General features: G+C 41.2%; 25 protein-coding genes and 3 tRNA genes. 13 read left to right on the forward strand and 15 right to left on the reverse strand.

Annotation, left to right across the window (positions count from 1 at the left end):
• Positions 1-137: 137 nt before the first annotated feature.
• The 8 genes from N477_RS20335 to N477_RS20370 all read right to left on the reverse strand — a co-directional run bounded on the left by N477_RS20335 (position 138) and on the right by N477_RS20370 (position 7,255).
• On the reverse strand, positions 138-1,400 hold the full coding sequence (locus tag N477_RS20335) for a hypothetical protein (RefSeq protein ID WP_063362010.1): 1,263 nt from the start codon (positions 1,398-1,400) through the stop codon (positions 138-140).
• Between the two features lie 10 nt (positions 1,401-1,410).
• Entirely contained in the window at positions 1,411-2,025 is a 615-nt protein-coding gene (locus tag N477_RS20340; RefSeq protein WP_063362011.1) for an energy transducer TonB, read from the reverse strand.
• Positions 2,025-2,429, reverse strand: coding sequence for an ExbD/TolR family protein (locus N477_RS20345; RefSeq protein WP_063362012.1), 405 nt, complete (start codon positions 2,427-2,429; stop codon positions 2,025-2,027). Before N477_RS20345 ends, N477_RS20340 begins: the two co-directional genes overlap by 1 nt.
• A gap of 14 nt (positions 2,430-2,443) precedes the next feature.
• On the reverse strand, positions 2,444-2,968 hold the full coding sequence (locus N477_RS20350) for a MotA/TolQ/ExbB proton channel family protein (protein ID WP_063362013.1): 525 nt from the start codon (positions 2,966-2,968) through the stop codon (positions 2,444-2,446).
• The gene (locus N477_RS20355) at positions 2,968-4,332 is read right to left on the reverse strand and encodes a MotA/TolQ/ExbB proton channel family protein (protein WP_063362014.1); all 1,365 of its coding nucleotides are present in this window, start codon (positions 4,330-4,332) and stop codon (positions 2,968-2,970) included. The genes N477_RS20350 and N477_RS20355 overlap by 1 nt, the downstream gene beginning before the upstream one ends.
• 6 nt (positions 4,333-4,338) lie before the next feature.
• Positions 4,339-5,109: a DUF3450 domain-containing protein gene (locus N477_RS20360; RefSeq protein ID WP_063362015.1), complete on the reverse strand. Its 771-nt coding sequence runs from the start codon at positions 5,107-5,109 to the stop codon at positions 4,339-4,341.
• A 385-nt stretch (positions 5,110-5,494) separates the two neighbouring features.
• The gene (locus tag N477_RS20365) at positions 5,495-6,154 is read right to left on the reverse strand and encodes a CatA-like O-acetyltransferase (RefSeq protein ID WP_063362016.1); all 660 of its coding nucleotides are present in this window, start codon (positions 6,152-6,154) and stop codon (positions 5,495-5,497) included.
• 60 nt (positions 6,155-6,214) lie between these two features.
• The gene (locus N477_RS20370) at positions 6,215-7,255 is read right to left on the reverse strand and encodes a Leu/Phe/Val dehydrogenase (protein WP_063362017.1); all 1,041 of its coding nucleotides are present in this window, start codon (positions 7,253-7,255) and stop codon (positions 6,215-6,217) included.
• Between the two features lie 1,022 nt (positions 7,256-8,277).
• On the opposite strand from N477_RS20370, the gene N477_RS26160 reads away from it, so the two are divergent.
• Positions 8,278-8,454 (forward strand): hypothetical protein, encoded by a 177-nt coding sequence (locus N477_RS26160; protein WP_155731972.1) that lies wholly within the window; start codon positions 8,278-8,280, stop codon positions 8,452-8,454.
• 51 nt (positions 8,455-8,505) lie between these two features.
• Here the strand turns inward: N477_RS26160 and N477_RS20375 are convergent, their stop codons facing one another.
• Entirely contained in the window at positions 8,506-10,032 is a 1,527-nt protein-coding gene (locus tag N477_RS20375; protein ID WP_063362018.1) for a fumarate hydratase, read from the reverse strand.
• A gap of 235 nt (positions 10,033-10,267) precedes the next feature.
• Between N477_RS20375 and pabB the strand changes: the two genes are divergently transcribed.
• From pabB to N477_RS20390, 3 genes are all read left to right on the forward strand, one after another.
• Positions 10,268-11,614 carry an aminodeoxychorismate synthase component I gene (gene pabB / locus N477_RS20380; RefSeq protein WP_063362019.1) on the forward strand — a complete coding sequence of 449 codons (1,347 nt, stop codon included), beginning with the start codon at positions 10,268-10,270 and terminating at the stop codon, positions 11,612-11,614.
• On the forward strand, positions 11,611-12,168 hold the full coding sequence (locus N477_RS20385) for a CoA pyrophosphatase (RefSeq protein ID WP_063362020.1): 558 nt from the start codon (positions 11,611-11,613) through the stop codon (positions 12,166-12,168). Before pabB ends, N477_RS20385 begins: the two co-directional genes overlap by 4 nt.
• Positions 12,169-12,268: 100 nt before the next feature.
• A complete protein-coding gene (locus N477_RS20390) occupies positions 12,269-13,645 on the forward strand; it encodes an L-serine ammonia-lyase (protein ID WP_063362021.1) in 1,377 nt (458 codons plus the stop codon).
• A gap of 54 nt (positions 13,646-13,699) precedes the next feature.
• Here the strand turns inward: N477_RS20390 and cysB are convergent, their stop codons facing one another.
• Positions 13,700-14,677, reverse strand: coding sequence for an HTH-type transcriptional regulator CysB (gene cysB / locus N477_RS20395; protein WP_063362022.1), 978 nt, complete (start codon positions 14,675-14,677; stop codon positions 13,700-13,702).
• Positions 14,678-14,955: 278 nt separating this feature from the next.
• Between cysB and N477_RS20400 the strand changes: the two genes are divergently transcribed.
• Positions 14,956-15,717 carry a hypothetical protein gene (locus N477_RS20400; RefSeq protein WP_063362023.1) on the forward strand — a complete coding sequence of 254 codons (762 nt, stop codon included), beginning with the start codon at positions 14,956-14,958 and terminating at the stop codon, positions 15,715-15,717.
• On the opposite strand, the gene N477_RS20405 is transcribed toward N477_RS20400, so the two are convergent.
• Positions 15,718-17,007 carry an NCS2 family permease gene (locus N477_RS20405; RefSeq protein ID WP_063362024.1) on the reverse strand — a complete coding sequence of 430 codons (1,290 nt, stop codon included), beginning with the start codon at positions 17,005-17,007 and terminating at the stop codon, positions 15,718-15,720.
• Between the two features lie 119 nt (positions 17,008-17,126).
• Here N477_RS20405 and N477_RS20410 point away from each other — a divergent pair, with 119 nt between their 5' ends.
• The 3 genes from N477_RS20410 to N477_RS20420 all read left to right on the forward strand — a co-directional run bounded on the left by N477_RS20410 (position 17,127) and on the right by N477_RS20420 (position 18,592).
• Positions 17,127-17,582, forward strand: a complete 456-nt coding sequence (locus N477_RS20410) for a tetratricopeptide repeat protein (RefSeq protein ID WP_063362025.1) — start codon at positions 17,127-17,129, stop codon at positions 17,580-17,582.
• 113 nt (positions 17,583-17,695) lie between these two features.
• Positions 17,696-18,121, forward strand: a complete 426-nt coding sequence (locus tag N477_RS20415; protein ID WP_063362026.1) for a SulA-like leucine-rich domain-containing protein — start codon at positions 17,696-17,698, stop codon at positions 18,119-18,121.
• A 15-nt stretch (positions 18,122-18,136) separates the two neighbouring features.
• A complete protein-coding gene (locus N477_RS20420) occupies positions 18,137-18,592 on the forward strand; it encodes a YchJ family protein (protein ID WP_063362027.1) in 456 nt (151 codons plus the stop codon).
• Between the two features lie 85 nt (positions 18,593-18,677).
• Here N477_RS20420 and N477_RS20425 read toward each other — a convergent pair whose 3' ends face one another.
• Complete coding sequence (locus N477_RS20425) at positions 18,678-19,199, reverse strand: VC2046/SO_2500 family protein (RefSeq protein WP_063362028.1); 522 nt, start codon at positions 19,197-19,199, stop codon at positions 18,678-18,680.
• Between the two features lie 112 nt (positions 19,200-19,311).
• Here N477_RS20425 and N477_RS20430 point away from each other — a divergent pair.
• The 3 genes from N477_RS20430 (at position 19,312) to N477_RS20440 (ending at position 19,611) form a co-directional block, all read left to right on the forward strand.
• Positions 19,312-19,396 (forward strand) — tRNA-Tyr (locus N477_RS20430).
• Between the two features lie 22 nt (positions 19,397-19,418).
• Positions 19,419-19,503 (forward strand) — tRNA-Tyr (locus N477_RS20435).
• A gap of 23 nt (positions 19,504-19,526) precedes the next feature.
• Positions 19,527-19,611, forward strand: a tRNA-Tyr gene (locus tag N477_RS20440).
• A gap of 43 nt (positions 19,612-19,654) precedes the next feature.
• Here the strand turns inward: N477_RS20440 and N477_RS20445 are convergent.
• Complete coding sequence (locus tag N477_RS20445) at positions 19,655-20,317, reverse strand: M48 family metallopeptidase (RefSeq protein WP_063362029.1); 663 nt, start codon at positions 20,315-20,317, stop codon at positions 19,655-19,657.
• 78 nt (positions 20,318-20,395) lie between these two features.
• Here N477_RS20445 and N477_RS20450 point away from each other — a divergent pair, with 78 nt between their 5' ends.
• Complete coding sequence (locus N477_RS20450) at positions 20,396-21,376, forward strand: ion channel (RefSeq protein ID WP_063362030.1); 981 nt, start codon at positions 20,396-20,398, stop codon at positions 21,374-21,376.
• Here the strand turns inward: N477_RS20450 and N477_RS20455 are convergent, their stop codons facing one another.
• The gene (locus N477_RS20455) at positions 21,377-22,012 is read right to left on the reverse strand and encodes an HD domain-containing protein (RefSeq protein WP_231098104.1); all 636 of its coding nucleotides are present in this window, start codon (positions 22,010-22,012) and stop codon (positions 21,377-21,379) included.
• Between the two features lie 95 nt (positions 22,013-22,107).
• Between N477_RS20455 and N477_RS20460 the strand changes: the two genes are divergently transcribed.
• On the forward strand, positions 22,108-23,298 hold the full coding sequence (locus N477_RS20460; RefSeq protein WP_063362032.1) for a class I SAM-dependent methyltransferase: 1,191 nt from the start codon (positions 22,108-22,110) through the stop codon (positions 23,296-23,298).
• Between the two features lie 35 nt (positions 23,299-23,333).
• On the opposite strand, the gene N477_RS20465 is transcribed toward N477_RS20460, so the two are convergent.
• Positions 23,334-25,199 carry a S8 family peptidase gene (locus tag N477_RS20465; RefSeq protein ID WP_063362033.1) on the reverse strand — a complete coding sequence of 622 codons (1,866 nt, stop codon included), beginning with the start codon at positions 25,197-25,199 and terminating at the stop codon, positions 23,334-23,336.
• Positions 25,200-26,520: the final 1,321 nt, after the last annotated feature.

Here is a 26,520-nt window from a genome sequence, read left to right on the forward strand (position 1 = left end):
CTCTATTCCAACCGGATAAGAGCTAGATTTACTCAGAAATACAGAACTTGCTAGTTTACGTAAAAAATGCGTTGTGGGTGTGTTTTGAATCAAACTTTTCTACAGACAATAAAAAAGCCCCTGTTGGGGCTTTTAAATTAAAGACTGATGCCTTTACGCTGTGCTTTTTCTTTTATGAAAGCAGCCCAGCTGCGAGCAAATCTGCGAGTCTTAGGATCTTCTTGAGCCTTAGTAATCGCACGATAAGCTTGCTTGTACTTTTCTTGATAAAGATAAGCCTCGGCTAAATCAGAGTAGATTGTACCCTTTTTCTTAGAGCCCAACTCAAGCGCCTTGTTTAAACGAACAACAGCAGCTGCATATTGAAGGTCCTGTAGCAACAAGCTACCTGCCTTTCTATACATCTCTGCATCGTTATCAAACTTAGCTGCTTCTTCGTAGTACTTCGCTGCTTTGTCAATGTTCTTCGCTTGGTGGAAGTAACTTGCCGTCGCAGTCACATTTTGCTTAGTGCGCTCAATGTGCTTGTTTTTGATCGCCTTTTCAAACGTAATAGCCGCTTTGTAAGGGATCTCATTCAATGAATAGTAACTACCAAGAATCTTGTAGTGGTTCTCTTTTTCGAAATAGCCTTTGTCATATGCAATTTCCATCACAGTTTGACCTTTACGGTACTGCTCTGTCTGCATATAGAAAGAACCAAGTTGAGTCCACACTTGCTTATCTTCAGGGAAGATTTTGACAAGCGTTTCTGCAACACTAACTGCATTCTTATACTGCTTTAGCTCAAAATAAGAGCCAATTTTCAGCATATAGAAAGATTTGTTAGGTTCTTCTTTATTTAAGGCAATCGCTTGGTCAGCAGGCTCAATTACATCAGCAAACTTTTTAAGCTCATAGTTTGCTTGTGCAATACGACCGTAAACTTTAGCGTCTTGTTCGCCGGTAAAGTCCATCCAGTCATAATAAGCTTTTTTAGCACCTTCGTACTGCTCAGTACCTATCAATAGGTCACCGAGAAGCTTCATAAGATCTGCATGATCTTTGAAGTTAAGTACATCAGGCGCAACTGCTTGACGAATATACTTGATAGCCGTTTTATACTCTTCTTTCTGAGCATAAAGGTTACCTAGGTAGCGATTAACTGTGGCTCTATCAAAATCGTCGGATGCATCGATTTCCAGAAGTAAAGTAATTGCTTCATCAACTTTATCTTCGTTGTAAAGGTCAAATGCTTTAATGACCTTTTTACCAACACGCTCGCCCATGACTTGAGTCTTTGCATTTTTACGCTCTTCGATCTTTGCTGGATCTGGCGCTGCAATAGCCGCGGTGCTAAGTGCACCGCCAGCTAGTGACATCATCAGAGCAAGAGCTGTTGCTTTTGACATTTGCTTCATATCTTACTCCTTAGTCCTGGTTAAGGTTGAAATCAAGTTGAACCTGGATACCAAATTGCTTCTCCGGTTTCCCGTCAACAATTTTTGGTCTGTATTTCCACTTACGAAGTGCACGTTGCGCTTCGCGGTTGAAAATACGCTTTGGTTCAGCTGCAATAATTTTAATATCTTCTACACCACCTAGCTCGTTGATTGTAAATTCAAGCTGTACCCAGCCTTCTTTACCATCACGCGCAGCTTGCGGTGGGTATTTAGGTTCAATACGAACGATAGGTGTTGCTTCACCATCACGACCGAAATCACCCGGGCCACTTAAGCCACCTGCCGTACCACCAATGTTGATGCTAGGCATGTTGAAACCTACAGCACCAGCAGCAGGATTTGACGTCTCTGGCTGTGGCGGCTGCGGTTTAGGCGGCTGCTTTGGCGGTGGAGGAGGTGGAGGCGGTACACGCTTCCTCTCCTGCACATCTGATTCAGGCGGATTCGACATAATCTCGACTATGATCTCTTCCTTCTGGTTGTCTGCCCTTTCAGCTCCACCGGAGATAAGGTAAGACATGAAGAAAAATAAGCCGAAAGTTACTGCCCCACCTGCTAGAAGTGAAAACAGAAATCGAATCATTACTTAGCTCCAGCTATTGAAATCTTCAGTGCGTCATCAGTCGCCTTGATTTGGTCCATTACCTTCACAACAACACCGTGCTTAGCGCCTTTATCCGCTTGGATAATGACTGTTTCAGTCTGTTGTTCAGCTAATAGGTTCTCAAGGTTAGCGCTCACACGCTCAACATCAACCTGACGCTTGTCCATCCAAATCTCACCGTTTTCACGGATGGCGATAAAGATGTTTGCATTTTTCTTAGTTTGAGCCTGTGCAGCTTTTGGCTTTTTAACTTCAATGCCTGCCTCTTTTACAAAAGAGGTAGTTACGATGAAGAAGATCAACATGATGAATACGATGTCAAGCATCGGCGTCATATCTACTGCTGCTTCTTCTTCTTCACGAAAACGCTGTTTACGTGCCATATTTATATCTCTCTCTAGTGATGTGGCAAGCTATCGATTAGTTTTTCTTTAGCCATTTTTGCTCTCGCCTCAAGACGAGTGCTAAAGAATACACCTGATAGTGCCGCAACCATTCCAGCCATTGTTGGTATCGTTGCCATTGAAATGCCTGACGCCATCAAACGCGGATTACCTGTACCTTGTGTAGCCATGGTTTCAAAAACTGAAATCATACCTGTTACTGTACCTAGTAGACCGATTAATGGACACATTGCAACCAATGTCTTGATAATCAACATACGCTCATCTAATTTTTCAGACGCTTCAGAAACCCATGTTTCACGGATTCTGTGTGCGTACCAAGATGTAGTATCTTGGCGGGCATCCCACTTAGTTACAATCCCCTTATGCATTCTAGGGAACTCAACTAGTAGGAACCAATAGCGCTCAATCATTAATACCCACATAAGAAAGAGTGCCATTGCGACAACGATCAATACGTTACCGCCTGTAGCAACAAAATCCCTGATAGATTCCCACGTCTCCACCAGGACTAGCATTATGCTTTCTCCTTCTCCGCGTGCGCAGCTACGATACCCGCGCTTTGCTCGTCAAGAATGTGTAGGATTGATTTACTACGACCAGCAACGATTGCGTGAAGTAGGATTAATGGTAGTGCTGCAATTAGACCAAGCGCTGTAGTAACAAGTGCTAGAGAGATGTTACCTGCCATGATCTTCGGATCACCAGTACCGAATAGAGTGATTGATTCGAACGTCAAGATCATACCAACAACCGTACCTAGTAGACCTAGTAGTGGTGCGATAGCTGCAAGGATCTTGATGATGTTGATACCAGCTTCGATGCGAGGCGTTTCACGTAGAATTGCTTCGTCAAGTTTAAGCTCAAGGTTTTCAACGTCTTGATTCTTGTTATCATGGTACACTTTCAAGATACGACCAAGAGGGTTGTTATCTGTTGGGTTGCTAGCGTTCTTGATTTGAGATTTGATCTTCGCACCAACAAGCATTAGGTCAACAAAACGTACCAATGCAATAAGAGCACCTAGTGCTAGTAATGCAGTGATGATGTAACCTACAGTGTCACCTTGGTGCCAACGCTCTTCAACACTTGCTTTTTGCGTGTTTAGACGAAGGATAGCGCCACGAGTTGGGTCAACTACGAAAGGAACAAAGCCAGTTGCAGGTGTATTTAGTAAATCACCAATTGTAGCAACAACGTTTGATGCAGGCTGCTTACCTAAAGGAACGATTGATTTGTTCTCTGCATCGTATACAACGTAACCATCTTGAGTGATTAGGTTAAAGTTACCAATACGAGTAACAGACTTAACATTGATGTCACCGCTTAGCTCAGCTACTTCAGCTTCAAAAGTAGAAGTCTTTGCAGATTCAGTCATTTCAGTTTGGAATGCAATCCAAAGGTCTTCTAGCTCACGTGTCGTTGGTAGCTCTTTAGCAGCAGCTAGTGAACGAAGAACTTCTGCACGTCCTGGCTTTTCAGCACTAACGATTGACGCTTCGATTGAACCGATAGCATCTGCAGCTGAACGACGAACAACACCGAACATCTCACCTAGAGTACCCTGTGCATTTACAAGCTCAGTCTCTTTATCTGCAAGTGTCACTTCGTTTTGCTTGAACTGTTTGTTCAGACGCTCACCACGTGCTTTTTCAGCAGCAAGGTCACGCTTAGCTTTGTTAAGAAGTGCTTGCTTGTCTGCGCGATCAGACAAGAACTCTTGCTCACGAGCTTTGTTAATTTTACCTTCAGAGATACGGTTTTGCTTAACTTGCTCAAGGATCTGATCTAGTGCTTCCGTGTTTGCGTGTGCATTCAACGCGGCACCAGCAGAAACGGTTAATGCTGCAGCAACTGCAAAACCTTTAAATAGTTTCTTCATGTTTTATTACTCCGCGCCGAAAATAGGAAGTTTAACTAGTTCAGGAGCAGCCTGACCACGTGCGATACGGATCATGTCTTTAACAGGCTTAAGGTACTCTTCACCTAGCGATTGCCACTGTTTTGCACTGTTGTCCCAAACCCATGCATTCTTTTGATCGAATGACTGAGCAACATATGCAATACGACCTAGACGTGCGAAGTCAACGTTGATGTTCTTACCGTTGATTTCCAGTGAACCTTGAGAAGCAGTCATTGCAGTACCGTAAGCAGTTTCAACTGTGTATGCTTCAAGTACTTGACGGAATTTCTCAGAAGTGGTTACTTTTGCGTTAGAAAGTGTTACGCGTAGTCTTTCAACACGCTCTAAACGCTTTTCTGTATCAAACGGGACGTCCGCTTTGATGAATTGCTCGAGTGTATCAATCATGCGATACATCAAAGGCACAACGTCTTGCTTAGTTTTATCAACTGTTGCGATCTGACGCTCTAGAGACTCAATGTTTGCATTTTGGTCCGCTACCAAACGTGCAACGTGGTCGTTGTATACTTTTAGAAGCTCTGTTTCATCTACAGTCGTACGGTAATCAGCAATCATGTCGATTGACTGACTGTAAATGTTATCAACTTTTTCTTGAGACTTTTGAGCAGCCTTTTGAGTTTGCTGACCTACTTTCTGTATGTCATTCAAAGGATCTGCCATCACATTGCTGCTTGCAAATGCTGCTGCGCCAAATAACGCTGAAGCTACAAGACTCTTTCTGATTTTAACAGACATAGTTCCCAACCAATTAAGTAATGTTACTTTTATAATTTTTGCACTCAACTAAAGAAGAGTACCCCGGATACCTTTTTAGAAGTATCAACCGTGCAATAATGCTAAATGCATTTGCCCATGTCAACTTCATGTTCAAAACTAATTTTGCATCACCACTTTTAATAAATTGAAATAAAACATTGCATTAACAACAAAACAAAGAAAAAAAACTTAAATCACTTACTTTTCATACACAAAGCAACTTAATTAACAATTTATTACAGTCGAAAATTAACCAAAGCTAGCTTAAAAACACGTTTCAATATGCAATTTTGGCTTTATAATTCATTGCTTTAGGCCAATTTTGCTGTAAAAAAGAATTGCATATAACACAATATTATCAACTCTAAAAATTATTTTTACTTCGTAAGTATTCACATAATGCAATGATATTAAGAAAAAACTCATTTAAAAACAGTGATAAATGATAACCATCGACTAAACCATGGTGTACCTCTATCGATACAGGTAAACGATTTTCTTCTATATTAAATTTTCCAAAAACAACCTTAGGTATGCCTAAATTATCTCCATTATGCCTAGCATGCTTAAATCCAGATATATCAAACCAAGGTAAAATGGAAACAAATACCAAATCAACATTGCCACTATAAGATAAAAAATCATCGCTCAAAAGTGGTTGTCCAAGTCCTCTTTGCTTCTTCTCTTTATTTTTTGTGACAAACTCATCAACGGTGTTGGCGTTATCTAACAGAATAAAACGGAAAGTTTTATCCTCTGCTAAAAATGTACTACTTATCGCGACTTTTTCAACATCTATCGGTAGCTGATCAACAATCCGAAAGCGCATAAAATCACATGACTGGAGGGCTTGACTCAAGCAATAGAGATAACAATCAGTAAAAGAAATATTGGCAGCTTTAGCGTCTGCATAAAGCGTGTGGGTATCAACAGAAGTGACAAGATTGAAATTAGGGTCTTCAAAATGCTGATAGAATTTAAAGTGTTCAGCACGTTCCCACTTAGATAGATCTATTGTTTTCATAGGTTACTGCAATAAAAAAGGGCGTAAAACGCCCTTAATTATAGCTGTAATCTAGTTAGATTATAGCCCGTTTTCTATGATTTCTTGAGCAAGCTCATCCGCTATGATGTGCGTAGACTTCTGCTCTTCATCAGAACGCTTGAAGATCTCAGCCAATGTATCGTATATACCTTCTACATGTTTTGTAGAAAGGGCTTCATCATAGCCTTCAGGCTTAGTCTCATAGTATACGTTGATAATACCACCAGCATTGATCACATAATCCGGAGCATACAATACGCCTTTTTCACGCAATACATCACCATGTCTTGGCTCTGCTAATTGGTTATTAGCACAACCTGCAATAATAGAAGCTTTAATGCGTGGGATTGTCTCATCGTTAATAGTCGCGCCTAGTGCACAAGGTGCATAAACATCGACATCTAGGTCATAGATCTCATCAATAGCAACCGCTGTTGCACCAAAATCATTTACCACACGTGCTACCGACTCTTCATTGATATCAGTAACAAATAACTCTGCACCAGCTTCGTGAAGGTATCTACATAGTGTATATGCCACTGCACCTAGGCCTTGAACTGACACTTTTACACCAGATAAATCTTGATGACCAAACTTATGCTGATATGCAGCTTTCACACCTAAGAAAGTACCAAGCGCAGTAAATGGCGATGGGTTACCACTTTTGCCCTCTAAGCCAAGCACATAGTTTGTTTCTTTATGCATCATCATAACATCACCAGTTGTGATGTTTACGTCTTCAGCTGAGTAGTAGCTACCGCCTAGTCTCTCTAAATGCTTGCCAAATGCTCTAAATAGCGCTTCCGATTTAACTGTTTTTGCATCACCAATGATGACTGATTTACCACCACCAAATGGCAAACGCGCAACGGCATTTTTGTATGTCATGCCTTTTGATAAGCGAAGTACGTCATACACTGCATCTTGATCTTCTGCATAATCCCATAGACGACAACCACCTACAGCAGGGCCTAGTTTAGTACTATGAACCGCGATAATTGCTTTTAAGCCCGACTCTTTATCCGAGCAAAACACGACTTGCTCATGGTTATCAAATTCAACTTGGTTAAATACAGCCACTTTGATTATTCTCCGATTTTTGTCTGACAAAGTCAGATAGCGCTGAAATTGCGCCTGACTCTATCATTAACTATTTAGGCAATCCAGCAAATGAGATGATCTAAGCTAACATACGAAACAAAGTACATATATAAACTAAAATAATATAAAATATTGATTAAATAATTCATTCAAACTCAAATTTAAAACATCTTTAATTAAAATTATCTCAATTTCTTATAGTATCTGTTTACGTAAACGTAAAGCAAGATACCCTTGTAAGTATAAATTTACATTTTTGAGTTTACAAAGATATTACCTAGAAAAGTTACATACCAAAACACCAGTGGCTATCCATTTTTTGTCACTAAATTGCCATTTCAATAAAAAGCAGCAACAAACTCTTTGTTTTTTGCTTTACACATGGGAGAGCTTTGCGTGTGCACATGACACCTTAACTACGCACACTCTCTAATAAGCTTTTCCTGATTTAATTAGGCCATTAAAACGCTTGAGGACAGTATCTCGACCAATAAAGCTTTACCGAATAACAATACCTTTTCACCCACCTTTCAAGCTTGGATGCCGTTATTCACAATAAGAAATGAACATACATTTCAGTCAGCCTCATTTCATCTACAGAGTAAGATTACTAACAGATAATCAGTTTGAGAGCCGATAAGCTCAGTAATGCAGCTTGCAAATAAACTATTCATTATGAAGTGAGTCAATTGACATTTCCTCGGCCATTTTCAGGGTATTTGAAGTTAAGCTTTGGAGGAGCTGAAAAAGAACCTGTTCACGCGATCTTATTCGCGACACCATAGAACAGCATGCTCAGAACACTATATACATCTGTGTCGACGTAGGAGAAGTATGGCAACAAACAATTTAGGCTATTCATTACGGGTTAAAAACCAACCTGTACAAAATAACAGCCTTTATTGACAATATTTGCACGATATTGATATAAAAATACGGCTTAACCAACAGTTAAGTTAATATAATAACTATTAAAATTATAACTTTTAAAGGAAATGATTATGAAAATTAAGTTATCAAAAAAATCTCTAAAGTCGCTCGCATTGCAGGATTCAGCAATTGACCAAAAAAGAACTCAATTCATTGCAGGTGGTTTTGAGCCACCGGTTATTGTACTGCCAGATGTCACAGACACTCCAAGATGCCGTAAAATTACATTCAACTCGCAATGTTGTTAACTGCTTTCTAAAGTAGGGCGGTATTGACCGCCCTTATGATTTACCGGCTTTTTATTTCAGTTTGCTGTCCAGCTCTTCTATCTTAGCTTTCCAAATAGCAGGGCCTTGTGTATGCGCATTAGCACCTTCACTATCTACTGCAACTGTTACTGGCATATCTTCTACTTCAAACTCGTAGATAGCTTCCATACCCAAGTCTTCAAACGCGACAACGCGGGACTTCTTAATTGCTTTAGCAACTAGGTATGCAGCACCACCCACAGCCATTAGATAAACAGCTTTATTTTGCTTGATTGATTCAACCGTTGCAGGGCCTCGTTCCGCCTTACCGATCATGCCAACAAGGCCTGTTTTCTCTAACATCAAGTCAGTAAACTTATCCATACGTGTTGACGTAGTTGGGCCCGCAGGACCTACAACTTCATCACCCACAGCATCAACAGGACCAACGTAGTAAATAAACTTATTGGTGAAGTCGACACCTTCAGGTAAACCTTCTCCTGAATTGATCATTTCTTGTAGACGCTTATGAGCAGCATCACGACCCGTTAAAATTTTACCGGATAGCAATACAGTTTCACCCATCTTCCAATCTTGGATGTCATCTTTAGTCAATGTATCTAAATTCACGCGACGTGTGTCTTCGCCCACTTCCCACGTTACTTCTGGCCAATCTTCTAGTTTTGGTGCTTTAAGATCTGCAGGACCAGACCCATCAAGCGTGAAATGGACGTGACGAGTAGCGGCACAGTTCGGGATCATTACTACCGGCTTTGATGCAGCATGCGTAGGCGCAGTTTTGATTTTCACATCAACAACCGTTGTTAAACCACCAAGGCCTTGAGCACCAATACCGAGTTTATTTGCTCTCTCAAAGATCTCTAAACGTAACTTTTCTTCCGCAGTCTTGGCGCCACGCTCCTGAAGATCATGGATATCCACTGGATCCATTAAAGATTCTTTCGCTAAGACTGCAGCCTTCTCTGCTGTTCCGCCAATGCCGATACCGATCATGCCTGGTGGACACCAACCAGCACCCATCGTTGGTAATGTCTTTTCAACCCAAGCTGCCACATCATCTGATGGGTTAAGCATCGCCATCTTAGTTTTATTTTCAGAGCCGCCCCCTTTAGCAGCAATCATCACTTCAACTTCAGCACCAGGTACCAAATCTACGTGCACAACAGACGGTGTATTGTCTTTGGTATTCTTACGGCTGCCAGCAGGATCTGCAACAATTGAAGCACGAAGTGGATTATCTGGGTTGGTGTATGCACGACGAGTACCTTCGTCTACCATTTGTTGCACAGTTAGATCTGTCTTATCCCACTTAACATCCATACCAACTTTAACGAAACAGGTAACAATGCCTGTATCCTGACAAAGTGGGCGCTTACCTTCTGCCGACATACGTGAGTTGATTAGGATCTGTGCAATGGCATCTTTTGCAGCCTTGCTCTGTTCATTGTTATACGCTTTTTCTAGTGCTTGAACAAAATCAAGTGGGTGGTAGAAAGAAATATATTGTAATGCATCTTCAATGCTATCAATAAAATCTTGTTGACGGATAATACTCATGACGGTTCCTTTAGTAACCATTAACTTTATAAATGGTGTGTTCTTAATAAGTGGAAAAATGATGACCCTACCACTCTAATGCTAGTTAAACGCAAAATGATTTTATGCCCCCATTTTACTAAAACTATTCATTTAGTCGCTGTGGTTATGAGTTATCACTCCTCTACTCTATAGATTCATTTCTAATTATGATAACCTCCTCGCCCGTTTCGGGCTAGTTTTCAGGGTCAAGTAAATGATAAATGCACAGAATAATTGCATTGCCGTTGACATTTCACTCTCTACAGTTGAAGTTTTCGAAAAAATTTCAACTCAAGATCACGCTATTCTTCTAGATTCCAGTGACGCTGCACACGAAAATAGTCGCTACGACATCATTAGTTTTTCGCCAGCGCATGTATTAGAAGCCAGAAGTGGACAGGTCTTCTTAGATGGCATTGCACAAGGTAAAAGCATTTTTGAGATATTACATCAAGAATTAGAACAATTATCCCCTGAGCGCATAGAAACAGTGCCGTTTTGTGGTGGCTGGTTAGGTTACTTTGGCTATGACTTAGGGCGTTATATTGAATCATTACCGCAAAATGCAATATCAGATATCCCTTTGCCAGATACTGTTGTAGGGCTCTACATGGATGCCTTGATTTACGATAACAAACAGCGCCAGTGGTACTATGTATCTCAACCTCATGTCGAGCGCCTAAACGACTATCTCCAGCTCATAGAAAGCGAGAATACTACCTCACACTGCTTTGAATTGCAGAGCAATTGGCAATCCAACATGACAGAACAAGAATACCAAACTAAATTTCAGCGTATTCAGGACTACCTACTCAGTGGAGATTGTTACCAAATCAATCTCGCGCAACGCTTCAGTGCTGATTATCATGGCTCTCCATGGGCGGCTTACAAAAAATTAAGGCAGCAAAACCGAGCGCCATTCTCTGCGTTTTTCAATTTAGGAGAAGGTGCAGCGATCGTTTCGGTTTCACCAGAGCGTTTTATATCCGTGCGTCAAAAGCAAGTAGAAACTAAGCCAATTAAAGGCACCTTGCCACGATTATCTGACAGTCATTTGGATTTAGCGCAAGCCAATAAATTACAAAATAGCAGCAAAGACCGAGCTGAAAATGTCATGATCGTAGACCTGTTACGTAACGACCTCGGTAAGGTTGCAGAACCAGGCTCAGTGTATGTACCTAAACTATTTGAAATTGAAAGCTTTCCTGCTGTGCACCACCTAGTTAGTACCGTCACCAGTAAATTAGCCAAAGGGAAAAGTGCCGTAGATCAACTTGAAGCAGCATTTCCTGGAGGGTCAATCACTGGTGCGCCAAAAATCAGGGCAATGGAAATCATTGAGGAGCTTGAACCTCATCGCCGAAGCGCGTACTGTGGGTCTATGGGTTATCTCAGTGCCTGTGGCGATATGGATACATCCATTACGATCCGAACACTAGTCTGTGAAAACAATAAGATACACTGTTGGGCTGGCGGCGGCATTGTCGCTGACTCTCAGGTAGATGCGGAATATCAAGAAACCTATCATAAGGTCAATAAGATTTTACCTATATTGCAATGAAGCTTGAACATGTAATAAGCCGTTTTAGACTCGCTCACAACCCCACTCCCGACAAGACCTTGCAGGGAGTAGAAAGTGCAGTGTTAGTACCACTGATTGAAGTTAATCAATGCGCACATATTTTACTGTGTAAGCGAGATGCCAGCTTAAGATCTCATCCAAGCCAAATTTGTTTTCCTGGCGGAAAAGCTGAGCAAAGTGATCGCTCTGCTATCGACACAGCCCTTCGAGAAACCTACGAGGAAATTAGCCTGTGCAGGAAAGATATTACTGCACTTGGCCAGTTGCCAATTCACAACACCTTGAGCGGATTTCATATTACGCCTGTCGTTGGAAGAGTTCAGGAATATGCAACTTGGGCAGAAAAAAGTAGCGAAGTAGAGCGTGTATTTACTATCCCATTAACTGCGCTTATGGACCCTATTCAGTGGCAAAGCCACCCATGCAGATATCGCGGCAAGCCCATTAATATCAATGGATTCATGACTTCACATGGACTTCTATGGGGCGCCACAGCCAGTATTATCAAGAAATTCACTGACACACTTTCTTAATCTTATTACATTTGTCAATTTTCCGCTCAATAACGGGTTACTTCTGCAATAATTAACGTTATTATGTGCGCCCGTTCAGAGGCAATGATGAGTAAATTTTATGATTAGTGCATTCGATATGTTCAGCATAGGTATAGGACCTTCGTCTTCTCATACTGTTGGACCAATGCGCGCTTCGCGTCTTTTTGTCAAAGATTTACAAGATAGTAAGTTGATTGATGACGTCACTTCTGTAAAAGTCGAACTGTTTGGCTCATTGGGACAAACAGGTATTGGCCATGGTTCTGGTAAGGCAGTTATTTTGGGCCTTGCGGGTCACGATCCTGAAACGATAGATGCTGACCTTGTTCCAGAAATCCTAGAAAAAATTGAACAAGAACAAGTTATTTACCTTGATCAACAACATAAAGCCGACTTTCCAAAACAAGGAGCGGTTGTTTTTCATCGCCGTAAAACATTACCTAAGCACTCTAACGCAATGGAAATCCAAGCATATAAGGGTGATGAGCTTGTACATAGCCAAATTTATTATTCGATTGGCGGCGGCTTTATTGTAACCGATCAAGATTTTGAAGCCGAAAAACAAGCAGCACTTGATATCCGTGAGCAAAACCCTGCACCTTACTTATTTGATACCGCAGAAGAGCTACTACAAATTTGTAAAGAGACCGGACTGAGCGTATCGGCACTGATGATGGCCAATGAAAAAACATTGCGCAGTGAAAAAGAAATAAAAGCAGAGCTCTTTAATATTTGGCAAGTAATGAAAGCGTGTATAGAGCGTGGTATGCGTACCGAAGGGATACTGCCCGGCGGTCTAAAGGTTAAGCGTCGAGCACCTAGCCTATACTTAAAACTTAATGTTGAAAACAGTAACGACCCACTTCGTGCTATGGATTGGGTAGACTTGTTTGCACTTGCGGTCAATGAAGAAAATGCAGCGGGCGGCCGCGTAGTTACCGCGCCAACTAACGGTGCAGCAGGGATCTTACCATCTGTGCTCATGTACTATCATACGTTTATCAAAGAAGTAGATGAAGAGATTGCAACTAAGTACTTACTGACAGCTGCCGCCATCGGTATTCTTTACAAGAAGAATGCTTCAATATCAGGGGCTGAAGTAGGCTGCCAAGGCGAAGTCGGTGTTGCCTGCTCTATGGCTGCTGGTGCACTAACTGAGATCATGGGTGGGAATGTTGTGCACGTTGAAAATGCTGCGGAAATTGGTATGGAGCATAACCTGGGACTAACTTGCGATCCTGTTGGTGGGTTAGTTCAAGTACCTTGTATTGAACGCAATGCCATGGGTGCAGTAAAAGCAATCAATGCATCAAGGCTGGCATTGAGAGGTACAGGTGAGCAAAAAGTATCTCTCGATAAAGTTATCAAAACCATGTTAGATACAGGTAATGATATGAAGACCAAGTATAAGGAAACCGCTCGCGGTGGCCTTGCCGTCAATATCATCGAATGCTAATACAAAAAAACCCAACGCAAGTTGGGTTTTTTTATGCTGCTGTCTGATAGCTTTTTATTTTACTGGTAATGTCACTTTCTCAAACAAAGCATCAACATCATCTTGATTTCTCATCAGGCTTGCTTTTTCCACGACATCTTTTGTCAGATGAGGGGCAAATCGCTCTATGAAATCATACATATAACCACGTAAAAAACTGCCTTTTCTAAAGCCAATTTTGGTACTACTCGCTTCAAATAAATGGCTGGCATCAATACAGACTAAATCTTTGTCCGCAACTTCATCAACAGCCATCGTTGCTAATACGCCCACGCCTAAGCCAAGCCTAACGTATGTTTTAATCACATCCGCATCTGTTGCTGTAAATACAATATGCGGTTCTAGACCATGTGCGTTAAACGCCTTATCCAATTCTGAACGCCCTGTAAAACCAAACACGTAAGTGATCAGTGGGTATTTAGCCACATCCTGTACTGTAATATTTTTACCAAGCTGAGCCAGCGGGTGGTCTTTTGTCACTACAATGCTTCTATTCCAGTGGTAGCAAGGCAGCATGATCAAATCACCATATAAATGAAGCGCTTCTGTCGCGATTGCAAAATCAGCATCACCTCTCGCAGCCGCATCTGAAATTTGTTGCGGTGTACCTTGGTGCATATGCAGCGATACCGCAGGGTATTTTTGCATAAACCCTTGGATAACAGGCGGAAGTGCGTATCTGGCTTGCGTATGAGTGGTTGCGATATTTAATTTACCTTGATCTGGTAAAGTGTGCTCATTGGCAACCGCTTTAATCCCCTCCACTTTTGAAAGGATCTCTCTGGCAATGTTAATTATCTCATTACCCGCACTGGTGACATGTGTGAGGTGCTTACCACTGCGACCAAAAATCTGCACACCTAATTCATCTTCTAGCATACGTACTTGTTTTGAAATACCTGGCTGAGAGGTATATAAACTCTCGGCAGTGGCAGATACATTCAAATTATGATTGAGTACTTCTACTATGTATTTCAATTGTTGTAATTTCATAACATTGTTTATTTTTTTAGTTGTTATCCAATAAGTGACTAGGTTTACGCTGAGCGCTGAGTCGGATCTTTTGTAAGACTAGCATAGTTATTGTTTGCCTGATAGTAATTGTAACATTTACGCAATCATATAAGAAAAACGAATTAGAAACGTCTATACTGAAAAATGGTGTATTTAAAATCGTTTACATACACCTTGTTATTAAAACTATCCAATATACAATTGTTTGATGTAATATAAAAATTATCGCCTTGGGTAGTTTTCGTAGAGAATCGGGTATGTTTGTTTACATAATAGTATTGTTGATTGTTGCTTTGGTTATTATTGCTGTCTGGGTTAGTGCAATTCAACAACACAAAGAAAAACAAGAAGCAGAAAGACGTAAAGAGCTAGCAAAGCAAAAGCGGATAATCGAAGAATCCGAGGATGTCCTAGTGAATAGTTCAAATATACCTATGTCCAGTGAAATGCTCCGGGTTATCCAAAAAAGAGTGCATAACGCACTAGCCACTATGGTTGAGCTCTCCCCTACGTCACGAGAGCTGAAAAACCGCCTGCATGAATCTACTGAACGAATGAACTCGGAACCCGCCAATCTCAGCGACAGTGATAACGTCGCTTTACCGGATAACGACAAACAGCTAATTGCACTTGTACAAGGGATAAAAAAGCTTCGTCAACTTCTTCGTTCAGAGCACAGTAAAGGCAAAGTTGATACGCAAATCTTTGTTAAAGAAGACCGCCGCTTGGAAAAAATTCAGTTAAGGATTAATGTAGAAAGTCAAATCAAACGAGGGCTCTCTGCAAAAACAGCCAATATGGTTGGCTCTGCAAGACAGTACTTTGAAAAAGCTTATGCAACCATTATGGCAGTGACTTACAGCGACGAATATGTAACAGAGAAAAAGAACCAATTAGAAGGTTATCTCAATGAGATCAGTACTGAACTCAAAGCGTCTAATGCCTCAGCAGTAAAGAAAAAAGCAGAGAAGGAAAAGGACGACTTGGACGTCCTTTTCGCACCGAAAAAGAAATGGTGATCAGCTTAGTGCAAATTTCACGATAAATAATATTGTCAGTACCCAGACACTAATAGATATTTCTTCTTTTTTATTGCACGCGAGCTTCACGGCGGTATATGCAATAAAGCCTAAGGCGATGCCATGCGCAATTGAAAAGGTGAGCGGAGTCATCAAGAGTACAACGCTCACTGGAATGGCATCAGTCATATCATCCCAGTCCACCAACTTTAGATTTTGCAACATTAACACAGATACGTACAGAATTGCTCCTGCCGTAGCGTAAGCTGGCACCATTTTAGCTAATGGCGCAAAAAACATCATTAATAAAAAGCAACAACCTACTACGACTGCAGTCAAACCTGTGCGCCCACCGACAGACACCCCTGAGACAGATTCAATATAAGATGTTGTCGTTGATGTACCTAAGAAAGAGCCTGCTACTGTGGCTGAACTGTCTGCAGACAAGGCACGTCCTAATCGAGGCATGTTGCCTTTGTCATCTGCAATCCCCGCTTTTTGTGTCACTGCGACCAAGGTGCCACTCGTATCAAAGAGGTCAACAAACAAAAATGCAAATACCACACTCAGCATTGAAATTTCCAACGCACCGGCGATATCTAACTGGCCAAATGTTGGCTCTATGCTTGGTGGAGCAGACACTATACCTTGATACTCAACTAAACCGAGCCCCCAAGCAATCACTGTCACCAACAAGATGCTGATCAACACCCCACTTTTCCATTCTCTATACATCAATGCAGTGATCACAAACAAACTAAAAACCGCCAATAAAGGACCCGGACTGGTAATGTCACCTAACTGAACAAGCGTTGCTGGGCTTGCGACAATAATACCCGCATTTTTAAGCGCGATGAGTGCTAAGAATGCACCAATACCCGTTGCGATTGCTCGCTTTAGCACAACTGGAATTGCCTGTATAACCCACTCTCTGACTTTAAAAAGGCTTAATAGTAAAAATAGACACCCAGATAAGAACACTGCGCCCAAAGCAGTTTGCCAGCTATGACCCATACCAAGTACAACACCATAAGTAAAAAATGCGTTTAAGCCCATACCTGGCGCTAAAGCAAGCGGATAATTAGCAATAAACCCCATGATAAAACAACCAATTGCTGCAGCCAGGCAGGTAGCAACGAATGCCGCACCGTGATCTATCCCGGCTTCTGCGAGCATTGCTGGATTAACAAATACAATATATACCATGGTGATAAACGTAGTGAGTCCCGCTACAACTTCTGTTTTTACGTCCGTGTGTAACGCCTTAAGCGAAAATAATTTTTCTAGCATGTCTTTGTATTTTAAATGGAAACGAGGTCGGCGATTTTACCACAAATCATCACCATAAACGGACAAATAAAGCAAAAATCAGCTACAATGAAGACTAAGTTGTAATAAGTGAAGTGAGTATGAAAAGCAATCAATCTACAAAAGCGCATGGTGGTGACCTAGAGCAACAATTACTCAATGTGCTCGAGTTTGTGACGCAAGAGCCCGATCCGAAACACAGCTGGCCAAAACAGCAGGATCCCGAGCAAGCTTACAAGAAAGGCCTTTATTACATCAAAGAAAAGCAATACCCGCTAGCCGCAAAGTGGATGAGGTTAGCAGCCATGTCTGGTGATAACAAAGCACAGTTTTATCTAGGCCTACTATTTATCAAAGGGCAAGGAGTACCAAAAAGTGCTTTTCATGGCGTTGCTTGGTTGAGCCTTGCCCAAAGTCAAGGCAACAGCGCAGCACAGAGCACATTGAATGAAGTTCGGCCACACCTAACTACTAAGCGCTACATTGATGCACAATGTTATGCCGCTACTTTGTTTGAGCAAATTCATCAGCAAATGCATTTTGGTCCAAATAATTAATTAGCAATCGAGTTTCGAACAATAAAAGTACAAAAAAACACCAAACAAAACTTGATTAATACCACTGTATGAAATACTGTATGCATACTGTATAGATAATCAGTGGTCTAATCATGTTGCACATATCAGCAAATTTAAATACGTATTCAGAAAACGTTAATCACTATCAAAGTTTTAATGTCTTGGATGCAATTGACGAGCAAAGCATCAATGATATGCTCTTACAAATTTTATACCGTTGTAATTCAAAAGCAGGTTGGACTTTACTCATAGCGCCTGACCATGTAGTGAATAAATCTATGCTAGATAGCTATGACATAGATGCAAACAAGCTACTGGTGCTTAAACAAAGGGATCTGATAAACTTAGAGCATACTCTGGATAGCGCTTTGTCTAATGGTAATTTTGCTGCGGTTATAACTTGGCCAGGGATCCTATCGCATAAGCAAATTGAGCATAGAAGTCTTAGTAAATCTAAAACGATACTATATTGCTTTAAAAATTCAGATAAATTGCCATTATCAAAGTTTGCACACTAATTATGTAGGTCACTTATGTGTTTTTGTGGTAACACACAAGCTTTTGAGCAATGTTGTCAGCCTTTTATTACTGGGGCAGTAATCCCCAAAACAGCAGAGCAATTAATGCGCTCTCGCTTCAGTGCGTACTGCACACACGCTGGGAAGTATATTTTAAATACATATGCTTCCAAAACGCGCACTGAACATACCGTTGAAGACATTTTACTATTTGCCAAACAAGTTGATTTCGTTCACTTAGATGTCATTCAAACAGAACAAGATGATCAGTATCAATATGTTGAATTTAAAGCGGCATATATTGAAGGCGCGGTATTGAGCGCACTACATGAACGCTCAAGGTTTATTCAAGAAAATGGCGCTTGGCTATATCTTGATGGCGAACTATATCCAACCGATAGTAAAAAAGTAAGCCGTAACGATCCTTGTCCGTGCTTAAGTGGGAAAAAGTTTAAAAAGTGTCACGGCTAATCATAATACGCTTACGCTTCCTGTGGCTTAGTCAAAATACTAATGCCACACAAAATACGACTATGCATCCAACTTCAATTACTTGTTAAACAGCAACATTTAACTGAGACTGCATCTCTCCACTTGCAATCTGATCATAAAAAGCAGCGGCATCCATCTCTTTTTCTTGAACATCAATTTCTGGGTTTTTCTGACGATATAATTTTGCTCTGACAGCTGGTTCTAAATTTTCAATAACATTTAGAGGTATGTGTGCCTTATCATCGCGAACATGAAATGGCTCAGGATCTAAGCATTCGTTTAACTTTATATCTTCGAGACCACCATCTTTGACGAAGTAGCGATTGTACTGTCCGATTAAAAAATCAAATTCATCCGGCGCTAATGGCTGTTTGGGACCAACTTGTAGTTCTTTGCGAAGTGCTTCTTCAGATTTATCTGATTCATCTAATGCACTGCGCGGTAAATCAAACTGACTAAAATCCAATGCATCTTGAGAAAGTGCGCTTAGCAAAAGTGCAAAGTCACCTCTTCTTGATTCATGAACACTCAAACTCAATGCATTACCTAATTGAGCTTCCTTGAGTAACAATTGTTCTATCTGCATGGATTTTCGCCAAAAAATATTAATTCTGAAAATTTATCGGCATTTTTTAAAAAAACTTTAGGACATTTCTTTACTTCGTCAAAAACTTTGTTATTATCAGCGCCGTTGTTGAGGAGGGGTTCCCGAGCGGCCAAAGGGATCAGACTGTAAATCTGACGGCTCAGCCTTCGCTGGTTCGAATCCAGCTCCCTCCACCATCAACGACAACAAAGTACAATTGGAGGGGTTCCCGAGCGGCCAAAGGGATCAGACTGTAAATCTGACGGCTCAGCCTTCGCTGGTTCGAATCCAGCTCCCTCCACCACTTTGTACTTTAAAATCTGTTATGGAGGGGTTCCCGAGCGGCCAAAGGGATCAGACTGTAAATCTGACGGCTCAGCCTTCGCTGGTTCGAATCCAGCTCCCTCCACCACTTCCTTTTATCTCTTTATTTCTATCTATAATTTCTCTTTATTTTATTGAATGTGATACATCTCATTTTTTAAATAGTTTTTTGCTTTTTCAAACTCAGGGTAAAAACGCGCTACTATTTGCCAAAACGCATGGTTGTGTGCCATCACATGATAATGTGCTAGCTCATGCACTATCACATAGTCGATCACCCATTTTGGCGCGCCAAGCAAAGCACTATTAAAAGCCAGTACACCTTTACTTGATAAACTCCCCCAACGACGTTTATAAAAACGTACTTTAAGTACTTCGTATTTTGAGCCCATGCAGGTTTGGAAGTAAGGTAAACGCCCTTGTAGGTAATTCGTCAACTCAACTAGAAAGAGCTGGTTAAGCTCATCAATGTGACTCTCTTTGCTCCCTTCGCTAAATGCTGTCAAATAAATGCATTTATTCATGTGATCAATAAAGCGAGACTCTGAATCAAAAATCAATTTGTAAGACTCGCCATAGACATTAACGGACTTTAACGGTTCAAGGCCCAGCTCTGTTTTTTTAGCGATTATATCTAGCTTTTTCTCAACCCACTCCTGCTTTGTTTCTAACCATGCATTAAGCCACTTGTGACAAATACCATGAGGGGCATGAACAACAACGCCTTGAGGTTTAACAGTAATAGCGACCGTTTTTCTACGGCGGCTTAGTTTGAGTTGGTAATTGAAATTCATAGTAAATTTATTGCTTTTTCATATATCAATCTAAATTGCTGCTAACCTTTATACTTATTACGGAAAAAACAGGCTGCCATGAATAGCAAACCTAAATGTCAGTACACGTCACCTGATGGACACAAATGCCAAGAAATAGACATGGGATCAGGGTATTGTTTTTGGCATGACGCTAAGTTCGATAAAAGTGGATTAGAGCTATCTCATAAACTCGAACGTTATGCCAAAAAAGGAGGGCTACTGCAAGGCCTTGAGCTCAAGCGGGCCAATTTAGAAGGGTTAAACCTTGTTAAATTCAATGACCACAATGGCTATGACCTCTCGTACAGTAACTTTTACCGCGCTAATTTGCATGGTGCTCACCTGTTTAATAGTACGATACGTAATGCCTCGCTCATGAAGGCAGATTTAAGAGATGCAAACTTACACTGCTGTAAGATCGAAAATACCAATATATTAGGTGTAAAACTCAATGCGACCAGAATAGATAACTTGGTACTTGGAGACAAACTTCTCCAAGAAAGCCAAGCGATTGAAGCAGCAAAGCAAAAAAAGACCGATGACGCACAAGACTTGTACTTGCAGAGTGAAGAAATTTATCGTTTGCTCAGAAAAGGTGCAGAACAACAGGGGTTGTTCGAAATGGCTGGAAAGTACACTTACAGTGAACTTCGCATGCGCCATGCACAATATCCAAAATATTCAAAAAAGCGACTCGTTTCGAGTTTTATAGATATGTTATGCGGCTATGGAGAAAAGCCAGAAAATGTCATCCGCTTTAGCCTTGGTATGATTTTACTCTGTGCACTGTGCTATTTTATGCTCGGTATAAACTACAATGGCGACGTCATCCAATTTGCCGCCAATGCGCCTCTAAAGCAAAATTTACACTCCATGCTCAATTGCTTCTATTTTAGCGTCGTCACTTTTACCACCTTAGGCTATGGCGATATTACTCCCGTCGGGATCACCCGACTCATTGCAACCATAGAAGCATTTATTGGCAGCTTTTCTCTTGCATTGTTCGTCGTGGTCTTCGTAAAAAGGATGACTAGGTAATCACGCTTCGTTAGATATTTCCCGCCCTAACTCAGCTAAGAATAAGCGCATGAACTCAGTACGCTTTTTCGCTTCCTTTTGTGCCGCCTGCGTGTGCATTTGTGACTCTATATGCAGTAGCTTTACAAAAAAATGATCTATGGTGTAGCTTTTGTCATCAGGCTCTCGAGTGTGACAGAATGGGTCGTCAGTATGGTAAAGATGCCTGGCAATTGCGCCACCTACTTTCATACAACGACTGACACCAATTGCACCAAGTGCATCCATGCGGTCCGCATCTTGTACTATTTTGGCCTCCAATGTGGTTGGGGTCACGTTAGCACTGAAGCTATGAGCCACTATTGCATGGTGGATCCCTTCTAGCTTATCCTGCGGGTAACCTATTTCTATTAAAAATCGCTCAGCTTTATCCGCTGCCATTTTCGAAGCGAGTGCTCTGTCTGGATGATTTTTTGCAACGGCAACACAGTCATGTAGCCAAGCTGCAGGTATAACAATATCTAAGTCCGCACTTTCTGCTATCGCAAGCTGTTTTGCAGTTTTAACCACCCGTTGTATATGAGAAAGGTCATGCGCGGTATCGGCAAAAGGCGTATCAAGCATAAATTCCTTAAATGCTTCTTCAAACTGTTTCATATTTTCCATCATTTTTACGTAAACCTTATGCTTTAGATTGTATGTTGGAACCCCCTTCACTAAAATGACAGGATTCTACTTAGTAAGGAATTTATATGTCTTGCGCGCTGTATTTACAACCCGGCCGAGAAAAATCTCTTAAAAGAAAACACCCTTGGATATTCTCTAAAGCAATTAAAAAAATCAAAGGTAAGCCAGGACTGGGCGATATTGTTAAAATCTACAGTCACGATGGTCAATACTTGGCAACAGCGGCGTATAGCCCAAGCTCTCAGATCAGAGCAAGGATCTGGAGCTTTGATGAAAATGAACAAATTGATCAAGCTTTCTTTAAGCGTCGTTTGGCCCGTGCCTTTGCAGTCAGAGAATATGCGATCTCAGAGGGTGGGCTAACTGGTTTTAGGCTATCTGCAGCAGAGTCTGATGGCTTACCGGGAATTACCATTGATAAGTTTGATAACTACCTTGTATGTCAATTGCTAAGCGCAGGAGCAGAACGCCACAAAGGTGAAATTGTTGCTGCATTGCGTGAGCTTTTCCCAGATTGCCATGTATATGAGCGCTCAGATGTTGATGTACGCAAAAAAGAAGGCCTTGAGAAAATCACCGGTGTATTGCATGGTGACGCACCAACAGAACCTGTGATCATTGAGGAAAACGGCTTAAAATTAGAAGTCGATATTATTGGCGGTCATAAAACTGGTTTTTATCTAGACCAAAGAGACAGCCGTGCCGCATTAGAACGCTTTTCAAAGGGAAAAAGTGTTTTAAACTGTTTTTGCTATACTGGCACATTCAGCTTATATGCACTCAAAGGCGGATGTGATGAAGTGATCAATGTCGATGTATCTCAACCCGCTTTAGATACTGCAAAGAGAAATGTCGAGCACAATAACCTAGATTTAAGCAAAGTCGATTTTGTCAAAAAAGATGTCTTCAAGTTACTTCGAGAATACCGAGACGAAGGACGCCAATTTGATACCATCGTCATGGATCCACCTAAGTTTGCTGAGAGTAAAGCCCAGTTAACAGGGGCATGTCGAGGCTACAAGGATATTAATATGCTTGCAATGCAACTATTAAAGCCAGGTGGTACTTTACTGACTTTCTCATGCTCAGGGTTAATGGATCAAAACCTATTCCAAAAAGTCGTCGCAGATGCAGCGCTGGATGCGGGTAAAGATCTGATGATAATGGAGAGATTAAATCAAGCAGCTGATCACCCGATTGCAGGCTTCTACCCTGAAGGGTTTTATCTCAAAGGTCTTATTTGTAAAGTATATTAAAATAAAGGGAGCCTCTGCTCCCTTTATTTTCTGACTTAGAAGCTACCTGTTAAAGTAACACCTGAATACGCATTATAGCCACGTAACATGATGTGATAAGTTGCATCTGCACCAGAATTAGTCAAGCTGCAAGTTTCCGAGTTACCACTGCGATATGGTCTACAGTCGTAAGTGCTAGTTGTCGGCGCAGCTCCCTTTCTAACGTATAAATCCGCGTCACCAGATCCGCCAGATATCTGTACACTTAATGTCGCGTTAGCTGGTACATCAATTGTGTAAGCGACTTCACTACCTGATGCGCCAGAGAGATTAGTGACAGGTACACCGTTCGTTAGACAATTATTACCACAGCCACCACCATCACCAGCCGTGCTTGCCACTAAGCTTGCGCCAGAATAAGCTGAATATCCATGCAACATGATGTACCAATCACCCGCAACTGGATTATTAAATGTACAGACTTCTTCATTGCCATTTTTGTATGGACGACAAGAGTAGCTACTTTGAGTTGGTTGCTGACCTTGTTGCACATACAGGTCAGCATCCCCTGTACCACCAGATAGTTTAACTGTTAATGTTGTTTTACCAGCTGGTACCTTAAATACATAGTTTGACTCTTCACCAGCAGCGCCGCTAGCACTGACAGCTACACCATCATCTAATTCTGGTAATGGCGGTGGTGGAGGTGGTGGTGTTGAATCAGCTAATGCAAATAACAGCTCATTTGGAGAACCAGACTTGGCATCACTCACTTTGTTTTTGGAGCTGCGAGAGCTTAGTAACGTATCAATCTGGCTTGGAGTAAGAGACGGATTTTCATCAAGGTATAGTGCAACAACACCCGCAACATGAGGTGCTGCCATCGATGTGCCGCTGATTGTATTTGTCGCAGAGTCTGAATTGTACCAAGCCGACTTGATGCTTGAACCTGGCGCGTAAATATCTAGACAATTACCATAGTTTGAGAAACTCGAACGTGCATCTGAACTTGTAGTAGAACCTACTGTCACAGCGTCCGCAGCCCTAGCTGGAGAGTAATTACACGCACTGCTGTTATCATTTCCTGCCGCTACAACAAATGTTACACCTGATGCTACCGCTGCATTTACCGCATCATCAACTGCTTGTGATACACCACCACCTAAACTCATATTAGCAACAGAAGGGCCTGATGCATTATTCTTAACCCAGTTGATACCTGAAATAACGCCTGAATATGAGCCTGACCCATTACATCCTAAAACACGAACACCCACGACGTTGACGTTTTTAGCAACACCATAAGCACCGCCACCAATTGTACCCGCCACGTGTGTACCGTGACCGTTACAATCGCTTGAGTCGGCGTCATTATCTACAAAGTCATAACCATGACTTGCACGTCCACCAAACTCAGCATGTGTAATACGTACACCCGTATCAATTACATAAGCCGTTACGCCACTACCATCGAAGTCATAATGATAGTTACTATTTAGCGGTAGATCTCTTTGATCAACTCTATCTAAACCCCAAATTGCGTTACCTTGATCTGCACTCGCATCAACCATAGGCGTCACTGTGACGATTTGGTCTTGCTCAATGTAATCGATACTAGGGTTGCTCAACAGTTCTTTAACTTGTTGCTTTGACGCATTAACCACAACCCCATTTAAAACACCTTCAAATTGCTTGGATACTTGTACATTATGCTTTGCTGTCAACGCTCTCGCTTGATCAGCTGCATAGCTGGCAATTGCATCACTGCTTGCTACATTCATAACTGTAGGTGTCTTAAAGACTACGATGTACTGATCTTCAATTGCACTAGTTTGGTCAACAGTCATTAACTGGGCTTGCGCTAAACAGCTTCCTGAAAGACCTGCCAAGACCGCAAATGCTAGTGTGTTTAATTTACGCATACTTGTTCCTTTATTATGTCATTTGGTTAATTTCCAATCAAAATGTAGCTCAAATGTAGAAATAATAAACAACACTTTTAACTAAAAATTAACCAAAAACCCAACACTTTGTAAGCAAAAATTTACAATGGAAAGTTTTATTCATTAATTTCAATTCTTAAACAAACTTAATTCAAGTTGAGTAGTTGATACGACTAGAACACTATATAAAGCGGAGTTATTTATGACTTTAAGGAGGTTTTTCAGATGGTTAATATATTTTTTAATCTTGAGAGTATGAAATTTATATCCTTATAATTTATAGCAATAGTGCAAAAAATTTATACCAAGTCTAAATCAGATGCATTTCAAATTATATCTCGATGATTTAATCTCATAATCAGTTTGTAGATTTATTCTAATTACAGAAGAATAACGCACACTTATAGGCACCTTGAGTGCTGCTTTAACCTATGAGTAGATGCTTTTCAAAAGCGTCTGGCATGAGTTTATTCCCTTGAAACTACTTGCTTCACTTTCACGACTATAGCGAGTAGCTCCATGTGGTCAGCTTGTTGTATTCAAACAGAGTTGATTTCTTTTGATATCTATATCCGTTCCCTTATTTATAACAACACCATTGGTCGTGGATCAAACAATCTTGACGACAGCGAGGTATTCAAACCGAAGGTACTCAACACACCTCTATAAACGCAGTAACCAAACCAAAACAGACGGAACATGGACCCTGAAACGAGTTGAGGCAAGATCGTGCAAAACTAGCGACAGCGAACATAGCGAGTACGCATCTTTTGTTCAAGGTGAATATCGTGAAAAAGGTTAGCGACAGCGAACGAAGTGAGAGCGCTCTTTTTGCGCAAGGTGAAATGAGCTAGCTTAACTGTTGCTGAAGAAATGTATTTAGCAGGAGTAAAGGTCTAAAGCCTGTAAAGGTTGCTCCCTTCACCTTCAGATTATCGTGCAAAATGTTAACGACAATAAAGCAGTGAATACGTTCTCTTTGTGCAAGGTGAAAAAACCGTTTTCACTAAAAATAATCAACTCCCTCTTTCATACGCAGCAACCGAGTCAATAAAAACAAAGCATGGATCCTGAAACGAGTTCAGGACGACATATTTAAACTATGCCGTCGCACTCAACCTAGCCGTCACCCTGAACTCGTATATGGACTCCACCTATTTGACAACATGTTTTTTAAAATTAAAGATGCTTGCGTATATTCGGTTTCTTTTGAGAGCGCTACTCCCTAACCTTTGATTTATTCGCACCTTCTGTCCTAAACGCTTCGTTAGTGTATTACCACTTCCAGTTCAGACAGGTT

This window comes from Pseudoalteromonas luteoviolacea H33-S (assembly GCF_001625695.1).
Taxonomy (GTDB): Bacteria; Pseudomonadota; Gammaproteobacteria; order Enterobacterales; family Alteromonadaceae; genus Pseudoalteromonas; species Pseudoalteromonas luteoviolacea_B.

Bases quoted from the DNA above. Each gene is read 5' to 3' on its own strand.
- N477_RS20335 (WP_063362010.1), bottom strand. From the start codon at position 1,400: ATGAAGCAAATGTCAAAAGCAACAGCTCTTGCTCTGATGATGTCACTA.
- N477_RS20340 (WP_063362011.1), bottom strand. From the start codon at position 2,025: ATGATTCGATTTCTGTTTTCACTTCTAGCAGGTGGGGCAGTAACTTTC.
- N477_RS20345 (WP_063362012.1), bottom strand. From the start codon at position 2,429: ATGGCACGTAAACAGCGTTTTCGTGAAGAAGAAGAAGCAGCAGTAGAT.
- N477_RS20350 (WP_063362013.1), bottom strand. From the start codon at position 2,968: ATGCTAGTCCTGGTGGAGACGTGGGAATCTATCAGGGATTTTGTTGCT.
- N477_RS20355 (WP_063362014.1), bottom strand. From the start codon at position 4,332: ATGAAGAAACTATTTAAAGGTTTTGCAGTTGCTGCAGCATTAACCGTT.
- N477_RS20360 (WP_063362015.1), bottom strand. From the start codon at position 5,109: ATGTCTGTTAAAATCAGAAAGAGTCTTGTAGCTTCAGCGTTATTTGGC.
- N477_RS20365 (WP_063362016.1), bottom strand. From the start codon at position 6,154: ATGAAAACAATAGATCTATCTAAGTGGGAACGTGCTGAACACTTTAAA.
- N477_RS26160 (WP_155731972.1), top strand. From the start codon at position 8,278: ATGAAAATTAAGTTATCAAAAAAATCTCTAAAGTCGCTCGCATTGCAG.
- N477_RS20375 (WP_063362018.1), bottom strand. From the start codon at position 10,032: ATGAGTATTATCCGTCAACAAGATTTTATTGATAGCATTGAAGATGCA.
- pabB (WP_063362019.1), top strand. From the start codon at position 10,268: ATGATAAATGCACAGAATAATTGCATTGCCGTTGACATTTCACTCTCT.
- N477_RS20385 (WP_063362020.1), top strand. From the start codon at position 11,611: ATGAAGCTTGAACATGTAATAAGCCGTTTTAGACTCGCTCACAACCCC.
- N477_RS20390 (WP_063362021.1), top strand. From the start codon at position 12,269: ATGATTAGTGCATTCGATATGTTCAGCATAGGTATAGGACCTTCGTCT.
- cysB (WP_063362022.1), bottom strand. From the start codon at position 14,677: ATGAAATTACAACAATTGAAATACATAGTAGAAGTACTCAATCATAAT.
- N477_RS20400 (WP_063362023.1), top strand. From the start codon at position 14,956: ATGTTTGTTTACATAATAGTATTGTTGATTGTTGCTTTGGTTATTATT.
- N477_RS20405 (WP_063362024.1), bottom strand. From the start codon at position 17,007: ATGCTAGAAAAATTATTTTCGCTTAAGGCGTTACACACGGACGTAAAA.
- N477_RS20410 (WP_063362025.1), top strand. From the start codon at position 17,127: ATGAAAAGCAATCAATCTACAAAAGCGCATGGTGGTGACCTAGAGCAA.
- N477_RS20415 (WP_063362026.1), top strand. From the start codon at position 17,696: ATGTTGCACATATCAGCAAATTTAAATACGTATTCAGAAAACGTTAAT.
- N477_RS20420 (WP_063362027.1), top strand. From the start codon at position 18,137: ATGTGTTTTTGTGGTAACACACAAGCTTTTGAGCAATGTTGTCAGCCT.
- N477_RS20425 (WP_063362028.1), bottom strand. From the start codon at position 19,199: ATGCAGATAGAACAATTGTTACTCAAGGAAGCTCAATTAGGTAATGCA.
- N477_RS20445 (WP_063362029.1), bottom strand. From the start codon at position 20,317: ATGAATTTCAATTACCAACTCAAACTAAGCCGCCGTAGAAAAACGGTC.
- N477_RS20450 (WP_063362030.1), top strand. From the start codon at position 20,396: ATGAATAGCAAACCTAAATGTCAGTACACGTCACCTGATGGACACAAA.
- N477_RS20455 (WP_231098104.1), bottom strand. From the start codon at position 22,012: ATGAAACAGTTTGAAGAAGCATTTAAGGAATTTATGCTTGATACGCCT.
- N477_RS20460 (WP_063362032.1), top strand. From the start codon at position 22,108: ATGTCTTGCGCGCTGTATTTACAACCCGGCCGAGAAAAATCTCTTAAA.
- N477_RS20465 (WP_063362033.1), bottom strand. From the start codon at position 25,199: ATGCGTAAATTAAACACACTAGCATTTGCGGTCTTGGCAGGTCTTTCA.